Origin of the sequence: Pseudoalteromonas sp. XMcav2-N (assembly GCF_024124545.1) — a bacterium.
Taxonomy (GTDB): Bacteria; Pseudomonadota; Gammaproteobacteria; order Enterobacterales; family Alteromonadaceae; genus Pseudoalteromonas.
The window spans coordinates 155,609-180,842 of sequence record NZ_JAMXSF010000008.1; the positions used below are offsets into that span (position 1 = coordinate 155,609).

Here is a 25,234-nt window from a genome sequence, read left to right on the forward strand (position 1 = left end):
GCTCATCCGTGACGTAGTTCATATAATAATCCTGAGACACTCTTTAATTCTTCTTTGTAAGTGATACCAAACCAGCGGTCACAGGTGCGGTGCACTCGAACTTGGAGCAGGCCTTGCTGGACGCAACTTTGGATACAGTCAGGCAAATAATACTCGTTTTTGACATCGCTGTCATAGCTTTCTAGAAACTGTGAAAACTCAACTTCAAGCTGTACTAATAAAGTCTGCGTTACACCCCAGCAAGTCATCGATGCCAGAGCCGATCCAGGTATAGTTACCCGACTTCCCTCTGGCGATTTACCCGACAGACCATCAGCACCTCTTTGAATATCCAGATATTCAACAACTTCTGTTAACCAGTCATTGTGAGTTTGGCATATTCCTCGATTTACGCCACCTTGCTGTGACAAAGTTTGCTCTAATGGATAGCCGACAATAGCCATGTCACTTTGCTCTGACTCTGCAAAGTGGCAAACCAATTGTTTATAAGCAGCAGGGCCGTAATAGTCATCTGCCGTTATCACAATGGCTGCGCCTGGGATATGCGGTTTTGCACACAGCAGTGCATGTCCGGTTCCCCAGGGCTTTTGACGCAATTGTGCTTTGGTGTTAAAACGTGGTGGCACATCCATGATGGCTTGCTCAACTAGCTCAACCTGCAGGTCGCGCGAAAGTCGCGGTAAAATTTCCTGCTCTATCAATGGCCTAACTAGATGATTAATGACCAGCACCACATGACGGATCCCAGCTGCATGTGCGTCCTGAATACTCAGTTCCATAATGGTGCAGTTAAAATCTGGCAATACCGCAATTTGCTTGTTACCGCCAAACCGCTTCCCCAGGCCCGCAGCCAGGATCACCAAAGTCGGCTCCTTCCCAGTGTACATAGACAAGCTCCAGCCAATCAAAATTTAAACGGCTAGTGTACATAGCTTAGACATAAATTAAAAGTCGTTGTAAAAATCGAGATAACAGTCACGCTTTAAATATAACAAAGCGGCGGGAACGCAAATCATTAAAAAATTGAAATTTATAGGGTTATTTACGTTTTTATGCGAATAAAGCTGTAACTCTATTCGCACTACCAACAACGGGTCCAAATAAAAGTTCCAAATTACGGAACAATCATACTTAGAACTTCTGACACACGTATTTGGTTTCAAGGAATTCCTGAAGCCCTTCTCTGGCTCCTTCGCGCCCCAGGCCAGATTGCTTCATCCCACCAAACGGTGCAACCGGATTCGAAATAGCACCCTCATTAATGCCAACCATACCATATTCAAGCGCCATCGACACCCGATGGATCTGAGACACATCCTGAGAATAGAAATAAGCAGCAAGTCCTTCATTGACTGTATTCGCCTGACGTATAACAGACTGTTCGTCATTAAATACAATGATGCTAACAACCGGCGCAAAAATCTCCTGATGGTAAATGTCCATCTCCTCGGTAACACCCAGTAAAATAGTCGGTGCCATAAAGTTGCCGGCTCCGTCCACTCCCTTATAAGTCCGTTGAGCCCCTTTGCTAAGCGCATCCTCAATCAACTTCTGCGCCTTGTCTTTAGCCCTTTGGTTAATCAGAGGCCCGATATCGGTATTCGCCTCTAACCCGTCGCCGACCACCAGTTTGGCAACCGCCTCAATGAGTGCATTGGTAAACGCCTCTTGTATATCCTGATGGACAAAAACCCGATTAGCTGCCACGCAAGTTTGCCCGCCATTTCGAAACTTAGCCACCATCAAGCCTGCCACCGCCTCTTCGACATCCGCACAGGAGAACACAATAAAGGGCGCATTGCCGCCCAATTCCATTGAGGTCCGTTTTACCGTGTCGGCACTGTGTGCCAGCAGTTTTTTACCCACTAATGTGGAGCCGGTGAAAGTCAGCTTACGCACCACCGGGCTTGCCAGTAAGGGGGCGACCAGCGCCTCAGCATCATCCGTTACCAGAACCTGAAAAGCGGCATCTTCAAACCCGGCTTCTAACGCTAATTTGGCCAAAGCAATGGCGCTCAAAGGCGTTTCTTCTGACGGCTTAAGAATAAAGGGGCAACCCGCAGCATAAGCTGGTGCCACTTTGCGCGCGATCATAGCCAATGGAAAGTTCCAGGGCGTGACCCCCAACACCACACCGACGGGCTGCTTTATCGTTGTCAGCTGATGCGAGGGACTGTGCGATGGTATCACTTCGCCATAAGCACGCTTAGCCTCCTCGGCAAACCATTGAACAAACCCCGCTGCGTATTTGACTTCAGCCTGCGCTTCACGAAGCGGCTTGCCCTGCTCTTTGGTCATCAGCTCAGCAAGCACCGCTTCATTATCCAGAATAAGCTGATGCCAACGCGCCAACACTTCCGTCCGCTGCTGGGCAGGGCGCTGTTTAAGGGTATCAAAACAAGCTTGTGCAGCACTCAATGCATGCTCTGCCGCCTCGTGATCGGCAATGGAAACCGTCGCGATGGGCACATCGTTGGCCGGGTTGTGCACCGTTAATTGCCGCTCTGACTGCCAGGGATTGCCATTCACCCAGGAGTGGTTTTGTTCGGTGATAAGTGTCATAGCAAACGCTCCTTCCATCACTGAACAGGGCCGCTAAATGCGGCCCTGTAGAGACAAAGATTAATGTTCTTCGTTGACGATATTGAGGTTGTATTTGGGGATTTCCACAACCAGGTCTTCGTCGGCAATCACCGCCTGACAGCCCAGCCGGGATTCAGCTTCCAGCCCCCACGCTTTATCCAGCATATCGTCTTCCAGTTCGTCGCTTTCTTCAAGCGAGTCAAACCCTTCACGGATCACCACGTGACAGGTCGTACAGGCACAGGATTTTTCACAGGCATGGGGAATGCTGATGCCGTTTTTCAGCGCCACATCCAGTACGGTTTTGCCTGACTCAGCTTCAATGGCTGCACCTTCCGGGCAAAGTTCTTCATGGGGTAAAAAGATAATCTGTGGCATATTACACCTCGTCTACCGACTGACCTTGCAGTGCGTGTTTAATTGATACATCCATACGGCGTGACGCAAACTCACTGCTTGCCTCATCCACCTGTTCGATTGCCGCTTTGATCGCTTGTGGATCCGTGGCCGTTAATCGTGCGTTATCAAGCCCGGCCATCGCATCGCGCAATGCCGTCAACTCTTGCTCATTAAGCAGCTCGCTGTCGGTCGCCAGAGAGGCCTCCAGTGCTTCCAGTACACGCAGTGCCTCAACTTGCTGTTCTTTCAGCATACGTGCTTGCATATCTTCTTTGGCATTACTCATGGAATCTTTGAGCATCTGTGCAACCTGATCATCGCTCAGACCAAACGACGGCTTAACCTGAATTTCAGCCTGTACCTCAGTGGATTTCTCCATTGCAGACACACTCAGCAAACCGTCCGCGTCCACCTTAAAGGTTACGCGAATGTGTGCCGCACCTGCCGCCATTGGCGGAATGCCTTTAAGGCTGAACTTAGCCAGAGAGCGACAGTCATCAACCAGCTCACGCTCGCCCTGCAAGACATGCAGTGACATGGCCGTTTGACCATCTTTAAAGGTGGTAAATTCCTGCGCACGGGCAACCGGAATGGTGGTGTTACGCGGGATGATCTTCTCAACCAGCCCGCCCATGGTTTCCAGGCCTAAAGACAATGGCAAAACGTCCAGCAACAGCATATCCGAATCAGGCTTGTTGCCGACCAGAATATCTGCCTGAATAGCAGCGCCCAGTGCAACGACCCGATCCGGGTCAATCGACGTCAATGGGGGCTTAGCAAAGAAAGTTTCAACGGCGCTGCGGATCACAGGCATGCGGGTTGAACCACCCACCATCACCACTTCCAGCACTTCTTCTTTTTCAACGCCCGCATCTTTGAGCGCGCGGCGACACGAACGCAATGTCTTCTTAACCAATTCCTCAGCCAATTCAGCAAACTGATCTCGGGTAACCGTCACGGTAAATTCCTGCTCACGCACGGGCAACTTCACGTTTACCGTTTCATAGCTGGTCAGCGCTTCTTTACAGGCTTTGGCTTTATTGATGAATAAACGCAATTCTTTGGCAGTCAGGTCGGTTAATCCGGTTTGCTGTTTAAAGGTATTCACCAATAGCGCATCAAAGTCGTCACCGCCCAGACTTGAGTCGCCGCCGGTGGCCAGTACTTCAAATACGCCTTGATTCAAACGCAGGATAGAAATATCGAACGTACCACCGCCCAAATCATAAACGGCAATCACGCCTTCCTGACCTGAGTCCAGACCATAAGCGACTGCCGCAGCGGTTGGCTCATTCAATAAACGCAATACTTTAAGACCCGAGATTTCTGCTGCGTCTTTAGTACTTTGACGCTGTGCATCATCAAAATAGGCAGGTACAGTGATCACCGCGCCCATCACATCTTCACCACCAAAGCTTTCAACCGCGCGCTGATGGAGTGATTTGAGTATTTCAGCCGATGCCTGAACCGGACTGATTGGCCCAGCACAAGTCTGAACCGCCAGGCTGCCCTGATGCTCAACAAAGGTATAAGGCAGCTGACCATAGCTGCTGGCAATTTCTTCGGCCGTTTTACCCAAAAAGCGCTTTACTGAGATCAGAGTATTTTCCGGATCCAATGCCGCTTCTTGCTGCGCCAACTTACCAACACTTACCTGCTCACCGTGATAACGAACCACAGAGGGCAGCATCGCCTCGCCATTGATGTCGGTCAGGGTTTTGGTTTCGCCACTTTGGACCGTAGCAACCAACGAATTCGTGGTGCCCAGGTCTATCCCGATGGCCAGTTTATGTTCATGAGGTGCCGCGCTCTGCCCCGGCTCAGCAATTTGCAGTAATGCCATAATGCTCTTTCACTTTGGTGAAGCTGGTTGTCGCTGCACTTTACAGCCACACAGTATCAATCAGTCGAACAGACTGTCTTCAATTCTAGACAACTCGTCTTTCAACTTATAAACAAACTTGAGTTTGCGAATATGATCCGCCGCACGATGCAGCTGCGCTTCGTCGTTGCTCGCTAAAAGCTCACCCAGGCCAGCGCTATATTGCTGCTCCAGCTGTTTAGCTTGCGCTTCAAATGACTCGATTTCTGCTTCCGGATCGCCACTATGCTGAATGTCTTCCAGCGCTTCACGCAGCTCCATTTGCTGCATCAAAAAGGCCGGATCCTGCAGGGTTTGTTGCTCTGCACGGATATCGACACCGCGTTCACTCAACATGTATTCCGCGCGTTTCACAGGGTGTTTTAGCACTGCCAACGCATCGTTGATCTCTGCGGTCTTTTGCACCGCTAACAGTTTTTCACGCTCACCAAGATGGGCAAACTTGTCCGGATGAACCGCGCGTTGCAGGTCAAGATAACGCTGATTCAAAACGTTCAGGTCAACCTGGTAGCTGACAGGTAAATCGAATAATTCAAAATATCGCATACGCATCCAATACAGCAAAGCCCTACCAAGGCAGGGCTTTCTATTTTTTAATCACAAGAGAGATTAAACGGTGAAACTTTCGCCGCAGCCACACTCGTCCTTTTGATTCGGGTTGTTAAATTTAAACCCTTCATTCAGACCTTCTTTGGTGTAGTCTAGCTCAGTGCCATCGATATACACTAGGCTCTTGGCATCGACGATGAGCTTGACGCCCTTTTCTTCAAACACCTCATCGCCTTCGTCCAGCTCATCGACAAACTCAAGTACATAGGCAAGACCCGAACAGCCGGTCGTTTTAATGCCGACTCTCAGTCCAATGCCTTTACCGCGGTTGGCCAAAAAAGTCTGTACTCGGCCTGCCGCCGACTCTGTCAGTGTCACTGCCATAGTTATCTCTTACTTCGCCTGTTTACTCTTGTAGTCTGCAATTGCAGCCTGGATCGCGTCTTCTGCCAGAATTGAACAGTGGATTTTCACTGGTGGCAACTCTAGTTCAGCGCTGATGTCGGTATTCTTGATTTCACCCGCTTCGTCAAGCGTCTTACCTTTCACCCATTCGGTGACCAGTGACGATGACGCAATAGCGCTACCACAACCATACGTTTTAAATTTCGCGTCTTCGATGATACCTTGATCCGATACTTTGATCTGTAGCTTCATCACATCACCACAAGCCGGTGCGCCAACCATACCAGTTGCCACATTCGGGTCATTTTTGTCTAATGAACCAACGTTACGTGGGTTTTCCACGTGGTCAATTACTTTATTACTGTACGCCATAATTCTTTCCTCACTACCTGCCTATAGTATTAACTTGCTATACACGGATTTGCTTAATGGTGTGCCCATTCAACTGCATCTAAATCCACGCCATCTTTGAACATTTCCCAAAGTGGTGACATCTCGCGCAGACGGCCAATCGAGTCTTTGATGAGTTTAACGGTATAATCGATTTCTTCTTCAGTGGTAAAACGGCCGATGCTGAAGCGGATAGAGCTGTGTGCCAGTTCATCGTTACGACCCAGTGCACGCAAAACATAAGATGGCTCAAGGCTTGCAGAAGTACATGCAGAACCAGATGACACGGCGATGTCTTTAACTGCCATCAACAATGACTCACCTTCAACAAAGTTGAAGCTCAGGTTAACAATACCCGGCACAGACTGGTCGATGGCACCGTTGAAATACACTTCTTCCATATCCATCACGCCGTCCAGCAAACGCTTACGCAAGGTGCTGATGTGGGCATGATCTTTTTCGAAATCTTCTTTGGCAACACGGAAAGCAGCACCCATGCCCACGATTTGGTGGGTTGCCAGTGTACCTGAACGCATACCACGTTCATGGCCACCACCGTGCATTTGCGCTTCAAGACGTGCACGCGGCTTACGACGGACATACAATGCACCAATGCCTTTAGGGCCATACACTTTGTGGCCAGAGAAAGACATGAAGTCGACTTTCAGTTGTTGCAGGTCAATCTGTACTTTACCGGCACTTTGCGCAGCATCAACGTGGAACATAATTTTGCGCTCACGACACATTTCACCGATTGTGGCGATATCCTGAATAACACCCAGCTCGTTGTTAACATGCATGACGCTGATTAGAGTGGTGTCTTCGCGGATAGCGGCTTCAAGCTTTTTCAGATCCAGCAGGCCGTTTTCTTCCACTTCCATATAAGTGACGTCGAAGCCCTGACGCTCCAGTTCACGGCAGGTGTCCAGCACAGCTTTGTGCTCGGTCTTAACGGTGATCACGTGCTTGCCTTTCTTCTGATAGAAGTTAGCCGCACCTTTGATAGCCAGGTTATTTGATTCTGTAGCTCCTGAGGTGAAAACAATTTCACGCGGATCGGCATTGATTAAATCAGCGATATCATTACGCGCCTGGTCAATCAGCTCTTCTGCCTGCCACCCGAAACGGTGCGAACGTGAGGCTGGATTACCAAAATTACCATCCATCGTCAGGCACTGCATCATTTCGTCTGCAACACGCTGATCAACCGGAGTGGTCGCTGCATAATCTAAATATATCGGTAATTTCATTTCTTTCTCCGCTAGACGCCAGTTTACAGCTGGCAACTCACTTGAATATTCTCTAATTGCTTCATTGCACTGTTAACCCCATTGTCCTGACGTGTGGCAACAGACTGCACATCAGAATTGGCGACTAACTCGGCGAGGGAAATACTGTTTAAAAACTCTTCAATACGCATACTTAAGTCCGACCACAGTGTATGTGTCAGACAGCGCATGCCGCTTTGGCAGCCGCCGCCTTCTCCGTGACATCGGGTTGCATCTACAGATTCATCTACCGCAGCGATCACATCACCAACCGAGATAGTATGCGCGTCGCGGCCCAGCAAGTAGCCGCCACCCGGTCCGCGTACAGAGCTGACTAAGCCATGTTTGCGCAAGCGGGCAAATAATTGTTCCAGGTATGACAGGGAAATTTCCTGACGTTCGGAAATATCCGCCAGAGGCACGGGCCCAATATTTGCGTGTAGTGCGACGTCCAGCATCGCTGTCACTGCATATCTGCCTTTTGAAGTCAGTTTCATGCGTGCCCCCAGAAAAGTTATCAAGGCGCAAATTGTAATTACCTGACTAAGATAGTCAAGTATTAACCAACAACGAATCGCCCCGTACCATGCGGATATCACGTAGGTAGGTACTTACCTGACGTATTTAATCTGCGCTTATCGTAATACCTGACTAATTTCCTCAGGTATTACGGACATTGTAATTACCTGAGTAATTTAGTCAAGTATTTGCGCAAGAGATTATTGCAGCGCTTTGGTATATCTCATACCAAAACCCTAACTCTTTTATTTTATTGATTTATTTATTGAGCTCAAAATCCCACGCAGGATGTTTAATTCCTGATCTTCCGGACGCGCGCGGTTAAACAGGCGTTTTAGCTTGGTCATCACCATGCCTGGATGCTGTTTAATGATAAAGCCAGTGTCGTTCAGGGTAGACTCGAGGTGCTCGTAGAACAGCTCCATTTGCTCAGATGTCGGGTACTGAACATCGTCCTGCTCAACAGGTTGTTCCTGACGGTCAAGGTAGGTCATGCGGGTTTCATAAGCCAGTGTCTGCACCGCCATAGCCAGGTTCAAAGAGCTATACTCCGGATTTGCCGGGATGCAGACGTGGTAATTACACAGCTGCAGTTCTTCGTTGGTCAGACCGCTATTTTCACGACCAAAGACCAAAGCTACCGGCGTCTTTTCTGCCCCATCAACGAGTTTTTGTGCGCATTCACGCGGACCAACCATAGGCCACGACAGCGTACGAGAACGTGCACTGGTCCCTATGGTCAGGGCACAGTCTGCAATGGCGTCTTCGAGTTTCTCTACTCGAACCGCATTGCCCAGTACATCTGTTGCACCGGCCGCCAGGGCGCTGGCATGACTGTCTACTTCACACGCGGGGTCTACCAGGTAGAGTTTTGATAACCCCATGGTTTTCATCGCGCGTGCAACCGAGCCGATATTGCCTGAATGGGAGGTATTAACCAATACAATGCGAATGTCTTCTAATGCCATGTCTTATGCCTCAGGAAAAAATAATGGCGGAGTTTAACACAAACGCGAATTCGCCAGATAGTAAAATCAGGGCCAACCGCAAGTCGGTAACAGAAAGGCTGGTAAAGCGTAAAATCATTCAACAAGAGTGACTCAATAGAACTGCCTGAATTTGAGTCACTTACTCGTATTGATTAAAAAAAGCACACTCTTTTTAGTGCAGGGTTATTTACTTTGCAGGAAAAATCGCTAGAATACGCCGGCTCAAAAATTTTAGTTCTTTTACAATTCAAAGGTAATGCTATGCATCCAATGTTAAACATTGCGGTACGCGCTGCGCGTAACGCGGGTAAGGTGATTCTACGTGCTTGTGAAAACATGTCTCAGGTTGAGACGTCACAAAAAGGCGCAAATGATTTCGTTACAAACGTAGACAAAGACGCGGAAATGGTTATCCGTGACACAATTTTAAAAGCCTACCCGGAGCATGCAATTGTCGGTGAAGAACTTGGCCATACCGATGGCAAGCAAGCCGATTACCTTTGGGTTATTGACCCGCTTGATGGCACCACTAACTTCATCAAGGGCATTCCTCACTTCGCTATTTCTATCGCGCTGAAAGTTAAAGGCCGCGTAGAACAAGCCGTTGTATACGATCCAATCCGCGATGAACTATTTACCGCCTCTCGCGGCCAGGGTGCACAATTAAACAGCAAACGTATTCGCGTTACTAAGAGTAACGAGTTGGCAGGTTCTGTACTGGCAACGGGCTTCCCATTCAAGCAAAAGCACCACCTGGACGCATACACTGAGGCCTTTAAAGCCCTGTTTATCCAGACTACCGATATCCGTCGTGCCGGTTCTGCAGCGCTGGATATGGCCTATGTTGCTGCGGGTCGTATCGATGGTTTCTATGAAATCGGTCTTAAGCCGTGGGATACAGCGGCTGGTGAACTATTGATCAAAGAAGCGGGCGGGATGCTGATGGATTTCGCTGGCGGTACCAACTACAACAACAGCGGTAACATCGTCTGTGGCGCACCTAAGCTGTGTCAGGCCATTGTAAAAGAAATTCGTCCAGTGCTGACTGAGTCACTACTTAAATAAGCCGGATGCAGAATTAAAAAAACCCAAACAATTGTTTGGGTTTTTTTATGTCTGATGCTAAATGTGAGTTACTTGATTTCAACTCGGGCTGAGCGCATTACCACTTCATCATTCAACTCGATGCCAATGCCTGGTGCTTCAGAGACCTTGAACACGCCTTTCTCTGGCTGCGGATCCTGAAGACACAGTTCCCGGTTCCACTTTTTAGTCGCATAAGTATGATGCTCATGGATCAGGAAATTAGGAATGGCCGTTTCAAGGTGCAAAGAAGCCGCTGTCGCAACCGGGCCACCGCAGACATGCGCCTGAATACGGATATCGAAAATGTCGGCGTAATCACAGACTTTTTTCGTTTCAGTAAAGCCACCACACAGACCGATATCCGGCTGCAGAACATCAATACTTTGATCTTCAAAATAAGGACGTACATCCCAGCGATTATACAAACGCTCACCGCCGGCAATTGGCACCGCTGTTTTGTTAGCTACTTTGGCGTGCAAAGAATGGTTAAGATAATTAACCGGCTCTTCGTAATACATACAGTCAAACTCTTCTGCAATCTCAGCAATTTGAATCGCAGAGGTCGCGCCTGGCAAACTGTGACATTCAAAAATAATATCAACTTCATCGCCCACGGCTTCACGGATCGCCTGCATACGCGCCCGGTATAATTTCATCTCGGCGCGGGAGATCAGCTTGGTGCGGTCGTAGTAAGTATTTCCGTCTTTGTCGTACATGATAGGGTCAACTTTAACCGCATCATAGCCTTCAGCCAGCGCTTTGTGAGCTGCCTCAGCATATTCGTGTGGCTGAACCAGCGCCTTAAATTCATTGTCCCAGTCAAACTGAAGCTGTGATGCATAAGTGCGCAGCTCGTCGTTCACCTTACCGCCAAGCAGTTGATAAACAGGCAGGTTTAAGGCTTTACCTTTAATGTCCCACAGCGCCGTATCAATGGCGCTCATTGCAGCATACACCACAGGTCCACCACCGAGTCCCCAGAAACTCTCTCGTAACATACGAGCCCACAGCATTTCAGTCTGGAACGGGTCGTGGCCGATTAAAAAGGCTTCTGCCATTTCTTTGATCATGGCAGCCGCTGCGCTGTGGCCCAGATCATAGGCAAGGCCCGCTTCGCCCACTCCGGAAATTCCCTCATCGGTATGAATACGAACAAATACCGGGGTCCAGGCTGGTCTGTCCGGACAGTGAATATCAAACACTTCGACGCGATTAACTTTCATTTTGACTCCTATTCGGCAAAGCCAGGATCCAGGCGGTATGCCTTTCTCAACATGGCAGGCCAGGCTAATTGGCCACCGGTGCTACCACTGTGCACCACCTTTGCCTGATTATAAATATTGTCCTGAATGGGTTGCGGAACTTCAATGGCTTGTCGACCTGTTGCCTGAATCGCGACCTGGATCTCACAGGCGCGCTGTAGATCATAAAAGCGCATAAAAGCATCACCGACTGTTGGTCCGACTGTCAGGCCGCCGTGATTCACCAATAGCATATGGTTGGTTGTGCCAAGGTCATTTTGCAACCGGGCTTTTTCAGCATCATTCACCGCCAGGCCTTCGTATTCGTGATAAGACAATGAAGGCAAAGAGAACATACTGTGCTGGCTTAGGGGTAATAACCCACCTTCCAGGCTCGCAACTGCAATGGTCTCTTTGGTGTGCAGATGGATCACACAGTGCGCATCTTCACGCACTTCATGAATGGCACTGTGAATGGTAAAACCGGCTGGGTTAATTTCAAACGGCGTATCGTCCAGAATATTGCCTTGCAGGTCCACCTTTACTAAGTTGGAGGCCGTGACTTCATCAAAACTCAGCCCAAAGGCATTAACCAGATAATGATCGGTACCAGGGAGACGTGCAGACATATGTGTATAGATCAGATCGCCCCAGCGAAAGTGCTCCACCAAACGGTAACACGCTGCCAGATCAACACGTAGTCGCCACTCTTGCTCACTGACTTTGTCTTTTACGTTGAGTTTCGGCAATTCAAACATGGCCCTTCCTTTTGTTATAAAGCCCAATTTATTTTGGATGTATAGAAGTCTAAAACACTCATCTCCGGGATGCAATAACTCAAGCCGGGAGAAAGCAGAATAGTCGATGTGGATCAAAAAACCACCGACAAGCGGTGGTTTTTTTATTAACTGTCAATGTTACTGAACTTTTGACAGGTAATCGGCAATGGCTTCCAGCTCTGCGTCAGATACATTTGCTGTCATGGCCTTCATCGCCGCAGACATACCATTGCTACGCGCACCTGATTTAATGTCTTTCATCTGTGCCAACAAGTATTCTTTATTTTGTCCAGCCAATTTAGGATACACAGGCATGATAGGTGCTTTACCTTCTGCGCCATGACATGTCTGGCACATTTTTGCAGTATAAAGCGCTTTACCATCAGCTGCACTGGCAGTACCAGCTGATAGGGCAGCAACGGCCAACGTGCTGGCCAACATCAGTTGTTTCATCTTGCTCATATCTTTTCTCTTCTTATATAACGGATCAATTCAAGTGTAGTCTATGCCGCACTGTTATCCATACTCTCATGACGGTGAGCTTACAGGTACGGCTGCTGTGCCTACCAGATCAGATCATCCGGGACTTCGAAGTCCGCATACGGATCATCTTCGTCTTTATCTTTCTGATCATCTTCAACATGAAAGACAATGTACTTTTCATCTACTTCAGCAATCTTACGTGCCGGCTCGTCCTGTAAGACATAAAACTGACCTTCCAGTACGCATATCGCCAGTCTGCCTTTTGCTAATGCCTGCTGAGTTTGTGCATTCACATCCAGCTCTTTAATTTTACTTTCATAAGTAAAGTTAAAGGTCACATTGCCACGGATCTCATCCTGATTATGGTGCTCCAGGATTTGTTTCACCCTGGCAACCTGCTCACGCTCTTTGAGTTCTGCCTGTTTTGCCTTGTTGAGCTCTTCCGCTTTTTGCTGCTGAGCTTGCTTAGTTTGTTCAATGTGTTTTTGCAGATCGCTGACGTCGCTGGTCGCGCCTTTTTTCTTCTTTTTCTTTTGCGCTTTGCGTTTTTCGCTCTTCGCAACTTTGGCTTTGTGCTCGGTGGTCAGGCCCGCTTTCAAAAGTTGATCTTGTAGAGATCCCATAATGCCACTCCATAAAACTAGACTGACGCTATTTTAACGCAGTGGACGAATTTGACCACTGCTGGTAAGCATTCCGGAAGAAAAATTTTACACCTCAAAAATCTAGCAGAGTCGGCACTAAAAAATATGATTTAACGCAAGTTTTCTGTGATTTACTTCGCAATTCTGTGATTCGGCAGGCATAATTTGAGCGCGATTTGATCATTATGGATAGATTATGTCTCTGCCGCACTTGCTGCTGTGCTCTGTTGCCATTTTTTGTGTGCTGTACGCCCCTCAACCCTTGTTGTCTTTATTTGCAGAGTCTTATCAGGTCGCGCCGGCAAAAGCAGGTATGCTTATGTCGCTGACTATGCTGCCACTGGCTATTGCGCCTATTTGCTATGGATTATTATTTACGAAACGTAATCCATTGCGGATCATCAAAGGGAGCATGCTGATGCTGGCACTATGTTGCATTGGTTTTGCGTTCAGTGGGGATTTTCAATGGATGATGGCAATACGCTTTATGCAGGGTCTGTTACTTCCGGCCGCCCTCACCGCAATGACCGGTTATCTGGGCCGAACTTACCAGCATAACCAACTGAAGCGGTCAATGAGCTGGTATATTGGCAGCACCATTGCCGGAGGTTACCTTGGCCGCACATTAGCTGCCAACTTTGCGGTGTGGTTCGACTGGCAGAGCTTTTACCTGCTCAATGCCGTTGTCCTGATAATACTGGCTTTGTGGATAAAGCCACAACGAGCTCAGGTCGTCAACAGTCCGGCCAATCACCCTTTAGCATATCTCAAACCACTCAAACAGGCTGATTTGTTAGGTCTCTATGGGGCGGTGTTTTGTATGTTTTTTTGTTTTGCCGCGCTACTCAACTATTTGCCCTTTATCCTCAGCAACGACTACAAAATAAGCGATCCTCGTCTGATCGGCTGGGTCTACACAGGTTACCTGGTTGGTGCTTGCCTGTCTTTGTCTACGCCATTGCTGAGTAGGCTGCAATCCAGTATGTGGCTGATCCTAAGTGGCTTATTTGCCGTGTATTGTCTGACTATTGTGGGTATGTTGTGGCATAACTTCTGGCTGTTTCTGGTGCTCTTTACCTTGTTTTGCGCCTGTATGTTTATGATCCATGCCAGTGCCGCCCCTCTTGCTAATCAGCTTAGCCGTGCCGAATCCACTGTGACCAATGGCGCCTATGTTTCATTTTATTACTGCGGCGGTGCACTGGGTTCCTACCTGCCGGGTCTCATCTATCAGCGCTGGGGACTGCCTTATTTTTTGCTGTCTCTACTGATAATGTGTATCGCCGGGTTAGTGTTGATATGGCGTAATCACCATTATGCGCGGTCCAGCAGAGCCAGCCTTCCTCTATAGCTGCTCTGTGGTTCAGGTTTGTCGTTCAGGTAAGGCCAGCCACTGCGGCTGATGGCCTGTGTGCTGCCACACTAGCTCAAGATCAGCCAAGGACAACACCCAGGTTTTATCATTTTCGAAAGGATGGCATTGCCATAAAGCAGCCTGACGTAGATTCTCATCCAGCCACAGCTGGACATGCTGCTGGGGGTCATTGGCCGTCGCCAGCGCGGATACACACCCTGGCTTTATGCCCAGATAGTGTTGTAGTCGACTGTCAGAGGCAAACCCCAGGCGAGATAAGCCTTGCTGTTTGGATAATGCCTTCAAATCAATTTGCTTACTCGCAGTAGTGATCAATAGAATGTGTTGCCGACCGTAATTATCTCGCAGAAACAGGTTTTTCAGACGCGTGCCTTCACGCGCCAGATCGAGCCGGTCAGCATCCTGACAAGTCGCCAATGGAGGATGCTGGTATGCCTGATAGGATATGTTTAGTCTGTCCATGAGTGCTGCCAGCGCATCGACAGTCAATACGCTCACTGACACACCCCACGCAGCTGGACACTCCGATTACGCCAGAACACCCGTTCTATCTTGTAGCCAGCTCCACAGTAACTGGCATCCTCCAGTGCCTGCCTGAGTCTGACAACCGCTTCGTCTTCCAGTTTGAGCTTAAGCTCCGGGGAGTCCTCTACCCTTTGCTGCTGCGCAAAGCGTTTCAACTCGCGTCGGGAAACCGGTTTGCTGGTATCCAAATTCATTTGTGGGGTGGCTTTCACCGTGACGACAAAAGCAAACTCATCTTGTCCTTTGGCGTTCACACGTTGATGTAATTGCTGGCTTTCAACTTCCAGAAGTGGTGCCTCTGGCTTACTACTACAAGCACTGAGCAGTAGGGCGGCGCCGAACAGTAGACTCACACGTATCATAAATTTCTCTGTGTTTTTTGCCCAGTGTAACAAAGCAAAGCGGCATCTTGGCAAGTTTTTTGAGTCGAAGGCTTGACGCTGGGTAGAAAAATGATTTAAATTCTCACCGTCAAATCGACACCGGAAGTGGGGCTATAGCTCAGCTGGGAGAGCGCCTGCCTTGCACGCAGGAGGTCAGCAGTTCGATCCTGCTTAGCTCCACCACTTTCCGCCTTTCCTTTCTCATTAATCCCAAACTCAAAAGCCACATAAACAGGCTGTCTGTTAGGCTATTTTCAGGGCACATCCTTGTACCCAATAATACCAATTTGCTTAATTAAGTGTTCCATTTTGAGGCGAGAAAATATCGTCGATAACACCGCTCACGCGTCCTGCTATCGCTGAGGTACCTACGTCCATATAGGCAAGGCAAAAATTTTGCTATTTAGTTGTTCTAAATAAGAAATTTTTAACACAGTTAGCGTCATATTTGCTCCTTCAAATTGAACAGGTATTAAGTGAAATTGGTATTAGATACTAATTTCTTATCTGGCCTTCACCATTGACCAGATATTTTTCTGTTGTCAGCGATTCCAGTCCCATCGGACCATAAGCATGCAGCTTGGTCGTTGCAATGCCAATCTCAGCGCCTAAGCCCAGCTGACCACCATCACTGAATCGTGACGAGGCATTCACCATAACAACAGAGGCATCAACACTGCGCTGGAACAGCTCTGCCGTTTGCGGATCCTGAGTACAGATCACTTCAGTGTGGTGGCTACCAAAGCGATCAATGTGCGCAATGGCGCCGCTGAAATCAGCCACTTGTTTGACTGCAATCTCCAGACTAAGATACTCTTCACCAAACTCATCGTCTGCCAATACGGTGGCACCGTCGAAGTAACCGGCACTTGCCTGATCAGCATTGATCTTAACGCCACGCTGCTGCAGGGCTTGTGCGGCCTGCGGCAAAAACTGCCCGGCAATATCCTGATGCACTATCAAACCTTCGAGTGCATTACAAACCCCAGTGCGCTGAGTTTTACCGTTGAGCAGCAGTTGCAGTGCCTTGTCGAGATCGGCTGCTTTATCGATATACAAGTGGCACACCCCTTTAAAGTGCTGGATCACCGGCACGGTACTGTTTTGTGTGACAAACTGGATCAGGCCTTCACCACCACGTGGAATGATCAGATCTATGTAATCTTTTTGCTGCATCAGTTCCATCATCAGGCTGCGATCCGGGTCGGGGATCACGCTGATCAGCGCCGTAGGCAAACTGTGAGTTTCCAGCACACCGTGCAGGACTTTGGCGATGGCCAGTGAGCTTTGCAGGGCTTCTTTACCGCCGCGCAGGATAACACCATTGCCCGACTTAAAGCACAAAGCGCCGGCATCAGCCGTGACGTTCGGTCGAGCCTCATAAATCATGCACACCACTCCCAGAGGAACGCGCATTTTTCTGATCTCGATACCGTTGGGCCGAGTGCCCAGCTCCCGAACGGTGCCAACCGGATCGGGTAATTCGATAATGGTTTCTATACCCTGCGCCATATCCTCTATGCGCTCAGGCGTGAGTGTTAAACGGTCAATCATGGCAGCAGGCAACTGGTTTTCTCGCGCAGCTTCGAGGTCCTGTTGATTAGCATGAATGATTTCATCCATGCTGGCTCTGAGTGCGCCAGCCATACCGCGCAATACCGCATCTTTTTGTGTGGTCGATAGCAGCGCCAGGGTTTTTGCCGCCTGCGCAGCACTATGTGCAATTTCTGTAATTAAACTCATGAATTTCTTTCCTCAAATACTGCAATATCATTTTGTGAGATGACCGGGCCTATACTGTCCTGAACTTTCTCGGTCACTATATCTTTGTCTTGCTGGGCAATGAAGTTGAGTAAGCAGCTACTGTAATTGCTGTTTGCCTTGGCCAGCTTCTGGCCATCTTCGTTTCTCACCAGCACGGTTTCACCCGCCGAGAAGTCACCATTGACTGCTACTATGTCATCACAACTCAGTTCATCAAACTCGTTTGCCTCGACGATCAGCTCCCCCTGCTCCGACGCGGTGTGCGTCATCCAGTGCACAGCCTCCTGCATCGGCGTATCATAAGGCAGGAAACGTGTACCAGGATTCGCTCCATTGAGTAGCTCAGAGAAGGTATCTTCGTTAAAACCATTCACGATATAGGTCACAATACCATGGGATGTAGCCTTTTCCGCCGCCTGTAACTTGGTCCTCATACCACCAGTACCTACACTGCTGGTAGGGCCGCTGGTCATGGCATAAATCTCTGGCGTCAGCTCACCCACCGTGTCCAGCAATCTGGCATCCGGATTTTTATTGGGATCTTTATCGTACAGGCCGTTCACGTCAGAGCAGATGATCAGGCAATCGGCATCCGCCGCCGCTGCCACCATGGCTGACAGATTATCATTATCACCGACCTTAAGATCGTCTGTCGTTACCGCATCGTTCTCGTTGATAATAGGCAGGATCCCTTGCTCCAGTAAAGTGAACAATGTTTCACGAATACTGTTGTAGCGATCACGGTCACGTAAATCGCCGTGAGTCAGCAATAACTGGGCCGACGGAAAATCAAAAAAGCGCTCCCAGGTCGAGATCATTTCTGTCTGCCCTGCTGCCGCCATGGCTTTTTTCACCGCCACCGAACTCTTGTCTTTGTTTTTGAACAGGTGCGACCCGGCTGCCACAGCACCGGACGACACCAGCAGCACCTCTTTGCCTTTGGCGCGACACTGCACAATAAACTGGGCAATGCTAAGCAGGTAACGAGAGCGGCAACCGTCCTGCTCTGGTGCGATTAACGCACTGCCGATTTTGATCACTATGCGTTGAGATGTTTCGATTGACATGTTTTTTCCGTTTTACCTTATATCCTCATGCGCGCAGTATTCTGGTTGATACTACAACGCTTCTTTGTCAGCATACGCGACCATATAAAAGATAAGATAACAACGGCTTCGAAATACCCACTCACACGGATACAGCATACATTTCGAAACGGTAAACAGACAGACCCCTGACGAGCACGCACTGAAAGATTCAGTACTAACAAGCAACTGTGGCTGCGAAAACTAAGAAAGATTGATTGTGACCTGAGAGACCAGCTCTCCGGGTCGGACCGTTTTTTGCAGGCTCACCATGGTTTGGTGCGGCAAAAAAGGTCTGATCGCAATGAATAATTGCGCACATGAGTAGATTGATGATGGGCGCAAAGCCCGCTCGAATAAACGCTTTATACCTTAGCGCGGATCTACCTTACATTTCAACCCTGTCACGTGATTTTGATTTATAACCATCATAAACAAAATTAATAGTCTATATCTTTCATAATATTACAAGGGTGTAATTATCTGACTTACTATTTAGCGATACCGCCAGACATGCTCGGCTCATCACACTTAAAGCAATGTAAACACTTTATTTGTGGTTTGTCTGTGCTATAACCAAGCAAACACTATAATTATATTTACCCCAACTTGCGGGAGCAGCTATGTCAGCTATTTATATTGCCGGGATTGCGTTATTTTCTGTTTTAGCCCAATGGCTTGCCTGGGTCTGTCGGGTTCCGGCTATTTTATTTTTACTTCTCACCGGCTTGTTGCTGGGTCCAGTCTCAGGACAATTACAACCAGACCAGCTGCTTGGTGATTTACTCTTTCCTGTTGTTTCTTTGTCTGTTGCCATTATCTTATTTGAAGGTGCACTCACACTACATTTTCATGAATTAAAAGGCATCGGCAAGGTGGTGCGAAACCTGTGCTCCATCGGCATGTTAACGACCTTTGCTATCCTCACTGCCAGTGCTATCTGGCTGTTGGAACTTGACTGGCGGGTGGCTGCGGTACTGGGCGCAGTACTGGTGGTCACAGGTCCGACCGTGATAGCCCCGATGCTCAACGCCATGCGACCGGAAAAAGACATTGATCGGATCCTCCGCTGGGAAGGTATTGTCATCGACCCCATCGGCGCGTTATTTGCTGTTCTGGTGTTTGAAGCGGTCAACCAGGTGGGAGAGGCCGCCGTGTTCAGCCATACCATGTTAGCGCTGTTTTCAACTCTGGGTGTGGGCACCTCTGTGGGGATCGTAGCTGGCTGGCTGACTACCACTATCATTCGCCGAGAGTGGTTACCATACGAACTACACAAATTTGGTATTCTTGCGCTGGTACTGTTCAGCTTTACCCTGGCAAATCACCTGAGCCATGAATCCGGACTGCTTGCGGTGACTATCTTTGGTATCTGGCTCGCCAATCAGGATGACCTGGAAATCGATTCGGTGCTGGAATTCAAAGAAGACTTGTCGATGATCCTGATCTCCAGCTTGTTTATTCTTCTGGCCGCTCGATTACAACTGGAAGATTTGATGCTGCTCGATAGTGATGTGTTCATCTTTCTGGCCATCGTGCTGTTCATTGCCCGCCCTTTGAGTATTGCAGTATCGACATTTGGCAGTGATCTACCGCTGCGCTCTCGGTTACTGCTAGCCTGGATAGCGCCTCGCGGTATCGTTGCGGCAGCGGTGGGTTCCGTATTCGCACTGAGCATGATGCAGTCAGGCTATCCCGATGCCAACAAAATGGTGCCTTTAATCTTCACTGTGATCATCATCACAGTGATACTGCAAAGCCTGACGGCTACGCCTTTGGCGCGTCTGCTCAAGGTCCGCCAGCCAGCGCCTAATACCCTGTTGCTGATTGGTGCCAACCATGTATCCCGGGCAATCGCCAAAGGCTTAAAGGAGCAAAGTGTCGACGTCTACCTGTCTGATCCGGCTTGGGAAAACTGCAAAATGGCACGCATGGACGGCCTGCCCTGTTATTATGGTAACCCGCAATCGGAGCATGCCGAACGCTACCTGCCACTCACCAGCTTAAAATCAGTCATGGCACTGTCGCCCAATCGCCACCATAACGCACTCGGTGTACAGTATTTTTCTCACCTGCTGGGGGAGCAGAATGTATTTTCTCTTAAGTCCTCTACGAATCACGCCAAAGCAAACAAAGACAGTGCAACCTTCCTGTCGCGTCAGTTACTGTTTGGAGATGAGGGGAATTATGCCAAATTAAGCAGTATGATGGCCAAAGGGGGAAAGGTGAGCGCGACCCGCTTATCGGAAGAGTTTACCTGGGCGCAATATCAGGATGTGAATAAAGAAGCGATACCGCTGTTTATCATTGGAGAAGCAGGCAAAAATGACGACGGTCTGCCAGTGCGGCCCTTTACAACGGATATGAAAAACGCCCCCGGCAGTGGAGAGCGGGTACTAGCACTGCAACCTCCCAAGTTGTCGGTTCTGAAAGATCCGGCGCAAAAAGAGGCCCCGATCGGAGAAAAACTGGGAGATTAGTATTACTTACATCGGTAGCCGGGCACGTTTAACCACACTGTCCGGCATTTTCTGCGCCAGTAACGCCAGGGCTGTTTCGATACGCTTGTGCAGCTTTTTGTCTGCGACAGCTGCATGGAACAGCCAGCGATAAGCATCTTCGTAATCTCTTGGGCTGCCATACCCTTTGTTAAACAAATCGACCAGTCGTAGCTGAGCCTTCAAATTGCCCAATACTGACGCTTCACGCAAATAGGTGATCGCCATGCGTTTGTCCATCTGTACCAGTTTGCCCAGATCATAATAGCGGCCAAGCTGCTCCAACGCAGGCGCTAACCCCTGCTCTGCAGCCTTACGCATATAATACAGCCCAAGCTCGACATTGCGGTCTACACAGACTGCGTAGGCCAGCATATCGCCATACAGAAATTGATAAGATGGCAGCGCCATTATTTCGGCACGGGCCTCAATATCCTGCACCAATTGGCATTCATCGTCTTTAACACGCTTGAGATGAGCATTGCGACTAATCAGTTCCAGTAACTCAGCTTGGCTGTAAAGAGGCACAGCTTCAATCGCCTCCTCTGAATTAGAGCATACGCTAAAAAGTAAGCAGGTACTTACAATCAGAGTTGAAAATAGACTTAAATGCTTGTTCATGTTCAATACGTATCTGTGACACACTGATGTTAAGTATACAATAAATGTGCCACTACGTCGGTTGGTGTGGCGGGTAAACTTCGGACATAAAAAAAGCTGCCGAAGCAGCTTTTTTCTTGAATTCTTATTCGCCGAAAGGGTTACGAACAATCATTGTCTCAACACGGTCCGGGCCGGTTGAGATGATGTCGATTGGTACACCAGTCAACTCTTCAAGACGCTTGATGTAGTTGATAGCGGCTTCTGGTAGCGCCTCAACGGTGGTCGCACCAAAAGTGTTTTCAGACCAGCCAGGCATTTCTTCGTAGACTGGCGTGACTTTTTCATAGCCTTCTGCGGCCAATGGTGTCACATTTGTTACCGTGCCATCTTCCAACTGATAACCAGTACAGATCTTGATAGTTTCAAGACCATCCAGTACATCCAGCTTAGTCAGACAGAAGCCCGAGATGCTGTTGATTTGGATTGCACGACGCATAGCAACAGCGTCAAACCAACCAGTACGACGCAAGCGACCAGTGGTTGCGCCAAACTCATGACCTTTCTCACCTAAGTGCTTACCAACTGGATCTTGCTTGTCCAGGCCGTCGTATAGCTCTGTTGGGAATGGACCTGAACCAACACGTGTGGTGTAGGCTTTAACAATACCCAGTACATAATCCAGGTGCAGAGGACCAAAACCAGCACCCGTTGCTACACCACCTGCTGTGGTATTCGAAGAGGTAACATATGGGTAAGTACCGTGGTCAATGTCAAGTAGCGTACCCTGAGCACCTTCGAACAAGATGTTGTCGCCATTCAGACGCGTCTGATCCAACAGCTCAGTTACGTCAACAACCATAGACTTCAGGATTTGAGCAATTTCCATTGCTTCATCGTATGTCTTCTGGAAGTCAACTGGGTCTACTTTGTAGTAGTTAACCAGGCTGAAGTTATGGTACTCAAGTACTTCTTTCAGTTTCGCAGCAAACTGCTCAGGGTTGAACAGGTCGCCAACGCGCAGGCCACGACGCGCTACTTTATCTTCGTAGGCTGGGCCGATGCCACGACCGGTTGTACCGATTGCTTTGTTACCACGGGCCAGTTCACGTGCCTGGTCTAAAGCAACATGGTATGGCAGGATCAACGGACATGCTTCACTGATCAGCAGACGTTCACGTACAGGTACGCCGCGCTCTTCCAGCATACGCACTTCTTTCATTAGTGCGTCCGGTGCAAGTACCACACCATTACCGATAACGCACTTAACGTTGTCACGCAAAATGCCTGACGGGATAAGGTGCAGAACGGTTTTTTCACCGTTAATGACCAGCGTATGACCAGCGTTATGCCCGCCCTGATAGCGAACAACTAAAGAAGCTTTATCTGTCAGCAGGTCTACAACCTTGCCTTTACCTTCGTCACCCCACTGGGTGCCCAATACAACGACGTTTTTACCCATTGCAAAATCACTTAGAAAAAATTAGGCGCAGATTTTATCAGAAAAGCCCGATCAAAACACCCCATTACGGCTATTTTTTCCGCACTTGCTGGGATCCCAATGAAATTAAGAGGTTTTCTTCAACTAATACATTGCCCACAAGCAGTGGTGATTTCCCTATAGCAGCCGGGTATGAACATGCAGGTACAAAAAACCCCGCTGCCGCGGGGTTCTTACGTTGACCAGGCTGTGTCATCTACTGAACACGTGCCCTGTCTTATTCACCTTTTTTGTTCTTCATATAATCGAAGAACTCACTGTCAGGTGACAACACCATGACATCACCTTTATTGGTGAAGGTATTCTTATATGCTTCCAGTGAGCGAACAAAGCCAAAGAATTCAGGATCTTTGTTATATGCATCGGCATAAATCTTTGCCGCTAGCGCGTCACCCTGACCACGCACAGCACGTGCATTACGCTCCGCGTCCGCCAGCATAACCGTTACCCGACGGTCTACTTCAGCACGAATGATCTCTGCTTTTTCCTGACCTTCAGAGCGGTGCTCTTTTGCCACCGCGGTACGTTCAGCACGCATCCGCTGGAAGATAGAGTTACTCACTTCATTTGGCAGGTTGATTTGCTTAACCCGCACGTCCAGTACTTCAATACCCAGCTCCCGAGCACTTTCAGAGGCCTGTACCAGTGCTTCTTCCATCAGTTCACTACGTTCACCCGACACGATCTCTTTGATGGTACGTGAACCAAAGTTGGTTCTCAGACCATTGTTCACTTTCTGCTTCAGCAGGGTTTCAGCATATTGCTTGTCACCTCTGGCACGCAGATAGTACGCGGAGAAATCATTAACACGCCATTTCACGAACGAATCGACGATCAAGTCTTTTTTCTCGCTGGTTACGAAACGATCTGGTGCGCCATCCAAAGTCTGAATACGTGCATCAATACGACGTACCTGACTGAAAAAAGGCACTTTCAGGTGCAGACCAGGTTCATAGACCACGGCATTGTCCTGACTGTCTTTTTGCACTTTACTGAATAGTAAAACAATGGCACGTTGCCCTTCTGTCACAACAAACACCGATGAAAAAGTCAGAAATGCAACAACGAGCAATCCTACGATAGTCATGTTTTTCATGTCAGTTACCTCCCACCATTGTTAAAACGGTCACGCGAAAAACGGTCATCACTACTGTTTACCGTACTATTGCGTGACTGGCCCAGTGACTGACGTAGCTGATTGATGTCGTTCTGGCTTGGCAGGGTAACCTGCGTGCCCGGCTTACCTTGCTGCATAATCTTATCCAGTGGCAGATACATCATGTTATTGCCGCCTTTTACATCAACCAGGACTTTAGAGCTGCTACCCAGCACTTGTTCCATGGTTTCGATGTACAAACGTTCACGGGTAACCTGCTTGGCAGCTTGGTATTCTGGCAGCAGCTTTTCAAAGCGCTCAACCTCACCCTGCGCTTCCAGTGTGATGCGCTCTCGATATGCTTCCGCTTCTTGCGTCATACGCGTTACCTGACCACGAGCACGCGGCTCAATTTCTCTCGCGTATGCTTCTGCTTCACGAATGAAACGCTCTTCATCCTCTTGTGCTGCGATGGCGTCATCGAACGCATCTTTTACTTCTGCAGGCGGACGTGAATCTTTAAAGTTCACATCGGTGACGATGATACCCAAATTATAAGGCTCGATGATTTTGGTTAGTTCATCCCAGGTGCGCTGACGTACCAATTCACGGCCCGTTGTTAAGACCTGGTCCATGCGAGAGTGACCCACAACATAACGCAATGCACTATCAAGCGCCTGCTGTAAGCTGTGATCGGCATCGGTTACGCTGAAGCGATACAAAGTCGGGTCAACCACTCGATACTGCACTTCGAACTCAACACTCACCACGTTTTCGTCTTCAGTCAGCATAAAACCGGATGCCGACAAAGAGCGAACCGCTTCAATATCAATGGGGATAACACGTTCTATAAAGGTCATTTTCCAGCGCAGACCCGGCTCGGCGATACGGTTAAATTCACCGAATTGCAGCACGATGCCCCGTTCTGCTTCTTTTACTGTGTAGATACCACTCAGTGCCCAAACAACAAAAGCAATCAGCAGCACAAATACCGTACCGGCACCGCCTATTCCGCCGCCTTTGCCTGGCTTACCGCCAAACATGCCGCCAAACTTGTTGTTGAATTTGCGGAATACCTCGTCTAAGTCAGGTGGCCCCTGATCACGACCACCGCGGTTTTTCCACGGGTCGTTATCATTGCCATTATTACCCGGTTCGTTCCAGGCCATAGCTATACTCCATTGTTATAA

The 25,234-nt window shown here is 48.8% G+C and carries 25 protein-coding genes and 1 tRNA gene; 4 read left to right on the top strand and 22 right to left on the bottom strand.

Going from position 1 to position 25,234, the window contains the following annotated elements; genetic code table 11:
- Nucleotides 1-2: 2 nt before the first annotated feature.
- From NH568_RS12450 to trmJ, 10 genes are all read right to left on the bottom strand, one after another.
- Complete coding sequence (locus tag NH568_RS12450) at nucleotides 3-887, bottom strand: NTP transferase domain-containing protein (protein ID WP_253047843.1); 885 nt, start codon at nucleotides 885-887, stop codon at nucleotides 3-5.
- Nucleotides 888-1,131: 244 nt separating this feature from the next.
- Complete coding sequence (locus tag NH568_RS12455; RefSeq protein WP_253047845.1) at nucleotides 1,132-2,562, bottom strand: NAD-dependent succinate-semialdehyde dehydrogenase; 1,431 nt, start codon at nucleotides 2,560-2,562, stop codon at nucleotides 1,132-1,134.
- A 60-nt stretch (nucleotides 2,563-2,622) separates the two neighbouring features.
- Nucleotides 2,623-2,961 (bottom strand): ISC system 2Fe-2S type ferredoxin, encoded by a 339-nt coding sequence (gene fdx, locus NH568_RS12460; RefSeq protein WP_010384025.1) that lies wholly within the window; start codon nucleotides 2,959-2,961, stop codon nucleotides 2,623-2,625.
- Nucleotide 2,962: 1 nt separating this feature from the next.
- A complete protein-coding gene (gene hscA, locus NH568_RS12465) occupies nucleotides 2,963-4,825 on the bottom strand; it encodes a Fe-S protein assembly chaperone HscA (RefSeq protein WP_253047847.1) in 1,863 nt (620 codons plus the stop codon).
- A 60-nt stretch (nucleotides 4,826-4,885) separates the two neighbouring features.
- Nucleotides 4,886-5,410, bottom strand: a complete 525-nt coding sequence (hscB, locus tag NH568_RS12470) for a co-chaperone HscB (protein WP_253047849.1) — start codon at nucleotides 5,408-5,410, stop codon at nucleotides 4,886-4,888.
- Between the two features lie 63 nt (nucleotides 5,411-5,473).
- Complete coding sequence (gene iscA, locus NH568_RS12475; RefSeq protein WP_046003656.1) at nucleotides 5,474-5,797, bottom strand: iron-sulfur cluster assembly protein IscA; 324 nt, start codon at nucleotides 5,795-5,797, stop codon at nucleotides 5,474-5,476.
- Between the two features lie 9 nt (nucleotides 5,798-5,806).
- The gene (gene iscU, locus NH568_RS12480) at nucleotides 5,807-6,190 is read right to left on the bottom strand and encodes a Fe-S cluster assembly scaffold IscU (RefSeq protein ID WP_138544720.1); all 384 of its coding nucleotides are present in this window, start codon (nucleotides 6,188-6,190) and stop codon (nucleotides 5,807-5,809) included.
- Between the two features lie 53 nt (nucleotides 6,191-6,243).
- Nucleotides 6,244-7,458 (bottom strand): IscS subfamily cysteine desulfurase, encoded by a 1,215-nt coding sequence (locus NH568_RS12485; protein WP_253047851.1) that lies wholly within the window; start codon nucleotides 7,456-7,458, stop codon nucleotides 6,244-6,246.
- A gap of 23 nt (nucleotides 7,459-7,481) precedes the next feature.
- Nucleotides 7,482-7,973: a Fe-S cluster assembly transcriptional regulator IscR gene (gene iscR, locus NH568_RS12490; RefSeq protein ID WP_010384014.1), complete on the bottom strand. Its 492-nt coding sequence runs from the start codon at nucleotides 7,971-7,973 to the stop codon at nucleotides 7,482-7,484.
- Nucleotides 7,974-8,240: 267 nt separating this feature from the next.
- The gene (gene trmJ / locus NH568_RS12495) at nucleotides 8,241-8,963 is read right to left on the bottom strand and encodes a tRNA (cytosine(32)/uridine(32)-2'-O)-methyltransferase TrmJ (protein ID WP_253047853.1); all 723 of its coding nucleotides are present in this window, start codon (nucleotides 8,961-8,963) and stop codon (nucleotides 8,241-8,243) included.
- Between the two features lie 282 nt (nucleotides 8,964-9,245).
- On the opposite strand from trmJ, the gene suhB reads away from it, so the two are divergent.
- Complete coding sequence (gene suhB / locus NH568_RS12500) at nucleotides 9,246-10,049, top strand: inositol-1-monophosphatase (protein WP_253047854.1); 804 nt, start codon at nucleotides 9,246-9,248, stop codon at nucleotides 10,047-10,049.
- A gap of 68 nt (nucleotides 10,050-10,117) precedes the next feature.
- On the opposite strand, the gene NH568_RS12505 is transcribed toward suhB, so the two are convergent.
- The 4 genes from NH568_RS12505 to NH568_RS12520 all read right to left on the bottom strand — a co-directional run bounded on the left by NH568_RS12505 (nucleotide 10,118) and on the right by NH568_RS12520 (nucleotide 13,196).
- Nucleotides 10,118-11,293: a mandelate racemase/muconate lactonizing enzyme family protein gene (locus NH568_RS12505; RefSeq protein ID WP_253047856.1), complete on the bottom strand. Its 1,176-nt coding sequence runs from the start codon at nucleotides 11,291-11,293 to the stop codon at nucleotides 10,118-10,120.
- An 8-nt stretch (nucleotides 11,294-11,301) separates the two neighbouring features.
- A complete protein-coding gene (locus NH568_RS12510) occupies nucleotides 11,302-12,069 on the bottom strand; it encodes a class II aldolase/adducin family protein (protein ID WP_253047858.1) in 768 nt (255 codons plus the stop codon).
- A gap of 159 nt (nucleotides 12,070-12,228) precedes the next feature.
- Nucleotides 12,229-12,552 carry a c-type cytochrome gene (locus tag NH568_RS12515; protein ID WP_253047860.1) on the bottom strand — a complete coding sequence of 108 codons (324 nt, stop codon included), beginning with the start codon at nucleotides 12,550-12,552 and terminating at the stop codon, nucleotides 12,229-12,231.
- Between the two features lie 101 nt (nucleotides 12,553-12,653).
- Nucleotides 12,654-13,196, bottom strand: a complete 543-nt coding sequence (locus tag NH568_RS12520; protein ID WP_046003663.1) for a DUF2058 domain-containing protein — start codon at nucleotides 13,194-13,196, stop codon at nucleotides 12,654-12,656.
- Between the two features lie 217 nt (nucleotides 13,197-13,413).
- On the opposite strand from NH568_RS12520, the gene NH568_RS12525 reads away from it, so the two are divergent.
- A complete protein-coding gene (locus tag NH568_RS12525; protein ID WP_253047862.1) occupies nucleotides 13,414-14,568 on the top strand; it encodes an MFS transporter in 1,155 nt (384 codons plus the stop codon).
- A 12-nt stretch (nucleotides 14,569-14,580) separates the two neighbouring features.
- Here NH568_RS12525 and NH568_RS12530 read toward each other — a convergent pair whose 3' ends face one another.
- Both NH568_RS12530 and NH568_RS12535 read right to left on the bottom strand, forming a co-directional pair.
- Entirely contained in the window at nucleotides 14,581-15,054 is a 474-nt protein-coding gene (locus NH568_RS12530; RefSeq protein WP_253048006.1) for a prolyl-tRNA synthetase associated domain-containing protein, read from the bottom strand.
- Nucleotides 15,055-15,086: 32 nt separating this feature from the next.
- Nucleotides 15,087-15,479 carry a hypothetical protein gene (locus tag NH568_RS12535; protein ID WP_253047864.1) on the bottom strand — a complete coding sequence of 131 codons (393 nt, stop codon included), beginning with the start codon at nucleotides 15,477-15,479 and terminating at the stop codon, nucleotides 15,087-15,089.
- Between the two features lie 128 nt (nucleotides 15,480-15,607).
- On the opposite strand from NH568_RS12535, the gene NH568_RS12540 reads away from it, so the two are divergent.
- Nucleotides 15,608-15,683: transfer RNA gene (locus tag NH568_RS12540), tRNA-Ala, on the top strand.
- Nucleotides 15,684-15,995: 312 nt separating this feature from the next.
- Here NH568_RS12540 and NH568_RS12545 read toward each other — a convergent pair.
- Together NH568_RS12545 and proB are read right to left on the bottom strand one after the other, a co-directional pair.
- Entirely contained in the window at nucleotides 15,996-17,243 is a 1,248-nt protein-coding gene (locus NH568_RS12545; protein WP_253047866.1) for a glutamate-5-semialdehyde dehydrogenase, read from the bottom strand.
- Entirely contained in the window at nucleotides 17,240-18,331 is a 1,092-nt protein-coding gene (gene proB, locus NH568_RS12550) for a glutamate 5-kinase (RefSeq protein ID WP_253047868.1), read from the bottom strand. The genes NH568_RS12545 and proB overlap by 4 nt, the downstream gene beginning before the upstream one ends.
- A 641-nt stretch (nucleotides 18,332-18,972) precedes the next feature.
- On the opposite strand from proB, the gene NH568_RS12555 reads away from it, so the two are divergent.
- A complete protein-coding gene (locus NH568_RS12555; protein ID WP_253047870.1) occupies nucleotides 18,973-20,829 on the top strand; it encodes a sodium:proton antiporter in 1,857 nt (618 codons plus the stop codon).
- A gap of 6 nt (nucleotides 20,830-20,835) precedes the next feature.
- On the opposite strand, the gene NH568_RS12560 is transcribed toward NH568_RS12555, so the two are convergent.
- The 4 genes from NH568_RS12560 to hflK form a co-directional block, all read right to left on the bottom strand.
- On the bottom strand, nucleotides 20,836-21,468 hold the full coding sequence (locus NH568_RS12560) for a tetratricopeptide repeat protein (RefSeq protein ID WP_253047872.1): 633 nt from the start codon (nucleotides 21,466-21,468) through the stop codon (nucleotides 20,836-20,838).
- A 124-nt stretch (nucleotides 21,469-21,592) separates the two neighbouring features.
- Nucleotides 21,593-22,909 carry an adenylosuccinate synthase gene (locus tag NH568_RS12565; protein WP_253047874.1) on the bottom strand — a complete coding sequence of 439 codons (1,317 nt, stop codon included), beginning with the start codon at nucleotides 22,907-22,909 and terminating at the stop codon, nucleotides 21,593-21,595.
- 256 nt (nucleotides 22,910-23,165) lie between these two features.
- Nucleotides 23,166-24,044: a protease modulator HflC gene (gene hflC / locus NH568_RS12570; RefSeq protein WP_253047876.1), complete on the bottom strand. Its 879-nt coding sequence runs from the start codon at nucleotides 24,042-24,044 to the stop codon at nucleotides 23,166-23,168.
- 5 nt (nucleotides 24,045-24,049) lie between these two features.
- Nucleotides 24,050-25,213, bottom strand: a complete 1,164-nt coding sequence (gene hflK, locus NH568_RS12575) for an FtsH protease activity modulator HflK (protein WP_138551074.1) — start codon at nucleotides 25,211-25,213, stop codon at nucleotides 24,050-24,052.
- Between the last annotated feature and the right edge of the window lie 21 nt (nucleotides 25,214-25,234).

Excerpts from the sequence above, each read along its gene's own strand:
- NH568_RS12535 (WP_253047864.1), bottom strand. The coding sequence starts at position 15,479 with ATGATACGTGTGAGTCTACTGTTCGGCGCCGCCCTACTGCTCAGTGCT.
- proB (WP_253047868.1), bottom strand. The coding sequence starts at position 18,331 with ATGTCAATCGAAACATCTCAACGCATAGTGATCAAAATCGGCAGTGCG.
- iscR (WP_010384014.1), bottom strand. The coding sequence starts at position 7,973 with ATGAAACTGACTTCAAAAGGCAGATATGCAGTGACAGCGATGCTGGAC.
- NH568_RS12505 (WP_253047856.1), bottom strand. The coding sequence starts at position 11,293 with ATGAAAGTTAATCGCGTCGAAGTGTTTGATATTCACTGTCCGGACAGA.
- NH568_RS12515 (WP_253047860.1), bottom strand. The coding sequence starts at position 12,552 with ATGAGCAAGATGAAACAACTGATGTTGGCCAGCACGTTGGCCGTTGCT.
- NH568_RS12520 (WP_046003663.1), bottom strand. The coding sequence starts at position 13,196 with ATGGGATCTCTACAAGATCAACTTTTGAAAGCGGGCCTGACCACCGAG.
- iscU (WP_138544720.1), bottom strand. The coding sequence starts at position 6,190 with ATGGCGTACAGTAATAAAGTAATTGACCACGTGGAAAACCCACGTAAC.
- NH568_RS12555 (WP_253047870.1), top strand. The coding sequence starts at position 18,973 with ATGTCAGCTATTTATATTGCCGGGATTGCGTTATTTTCTGTTTTAGCC.
- NH568_RS12560 (WP_253047872.1), bottom strand. The coding sequence starts at position 21,468 with ATGAACAAGCATTTAAGTCTATTTTCAACTCTGATTGTAAGTACCTGC.
- NH568_RS12510 (WP_253047858.1), bottom strand. The coding sequence starts at position 12,069 with ATGTTTGAATTGCCGAAACTCAACGTAAAAGACAAAGTCAGTGAGCAA.
- NH568_RS12565 (WP_253047874.1), bottom strand. The coding sequence starts at position 22,909 with ATGGGTAAAAACGTCGTTGTATTGGGCACCCAGTGGGGTGACGAAGGT.
- trmJ (WP_253047853.1), bottom strand. The coding sequence starts at position 8,963 with ATGGCATTAGAAGACATTCGCATTGTATTGGTTAATACCTCCCATTCA.
- hflK (WP_138551074.1), bottom strand. The coding sequence starts at position 25,213 with ATGGCCTGGAACGAACCGGGTAATAATGGCAATGATAACGACCCGTGG.
- NH568_RS12455 (WP_253047845.1), bottom strand. The coding sequence starts at position 2,562 with ATGACACTTATCACCGAACAAAACCACTCCTGGGTGAATGGCAATCCC.
- fdx (WP_010384025.1), bottom strand. The coding sequence starts at position 2,961 with ATGCCACAGATTATCTTTTTACCCCATGAAGAACTTTGCCCGGAAGGT.
- NH568_RS12530 (WP_253048006.1), bottom strand. The coding sequence starts at position 15,054 with ATGGACAGACTAAACATATCCTATCAGGCATACCAGCATCCTCCATTG.
- NH568_RS12450 (WP_253047843.1), bottom strand. The coding sequence starts at position 887 with ATGTACACTGGGAAGGAGCCGACTTTGGTGATCCTGGCTGCGGGCCTG.
- hflC (WP_253047876.1), bottom strand. The coding sequence starts at position 24,044 with ATGAAAAACATGACTATCGTAGGATTGCTCGTTGTTGCATTTCTGACT.
- iscA (WP_046003656.1), bottom strand. The coding sequence starts at position 5,797 with ATGGCAGTGACACTGACAGAGTCGGCGGCAGGCCGAGTACAGACTTTT.
- NH568_RS12545 (WP_253047866.1), bottom strand. The coding sequence starts at position 17,243 with ATGAGTTTAATTACAGAAATTGCACATAGTGCTGCGCAGGCGGCAAAA.
- NH568_RS12525 (WP_253047862.1), top strand. The coding sequence starts at position 13,414 with ATGTCTCTGCCGCACTTGCTGCTGTGCTCTGTTGCCATTTTTTGTGTG.
- hscA (WP_253047847.1), bottom strand. The coding sequence starts at position 4,825 with ATGGCATTACTGCAAATTGCTGAGCCGGGGCAGAGCGCGGCACCTCAT.
- hscB (WP_253047849.1), bottom strand. The coding sequence starts at position 5,410 with ATGCGATATTTTGAATTATTCGATTTACCTGTCAGCTACCAGGTTGAC.
- NH568_RS12485 (WP_253047851.1), bottom strand. The coding sequence starts at position 7,458 with ATGAAATTACCGATATATTTAGATTATGCAGCGACCACTCCGGTTGAT.
- suhB (WP_253047854.1), top strand. The coding sequence starts at position 9,246 with ATGCATCCAATGTTAAACATTGCGGTACGCGCTGCGCGTAACGCGGGT.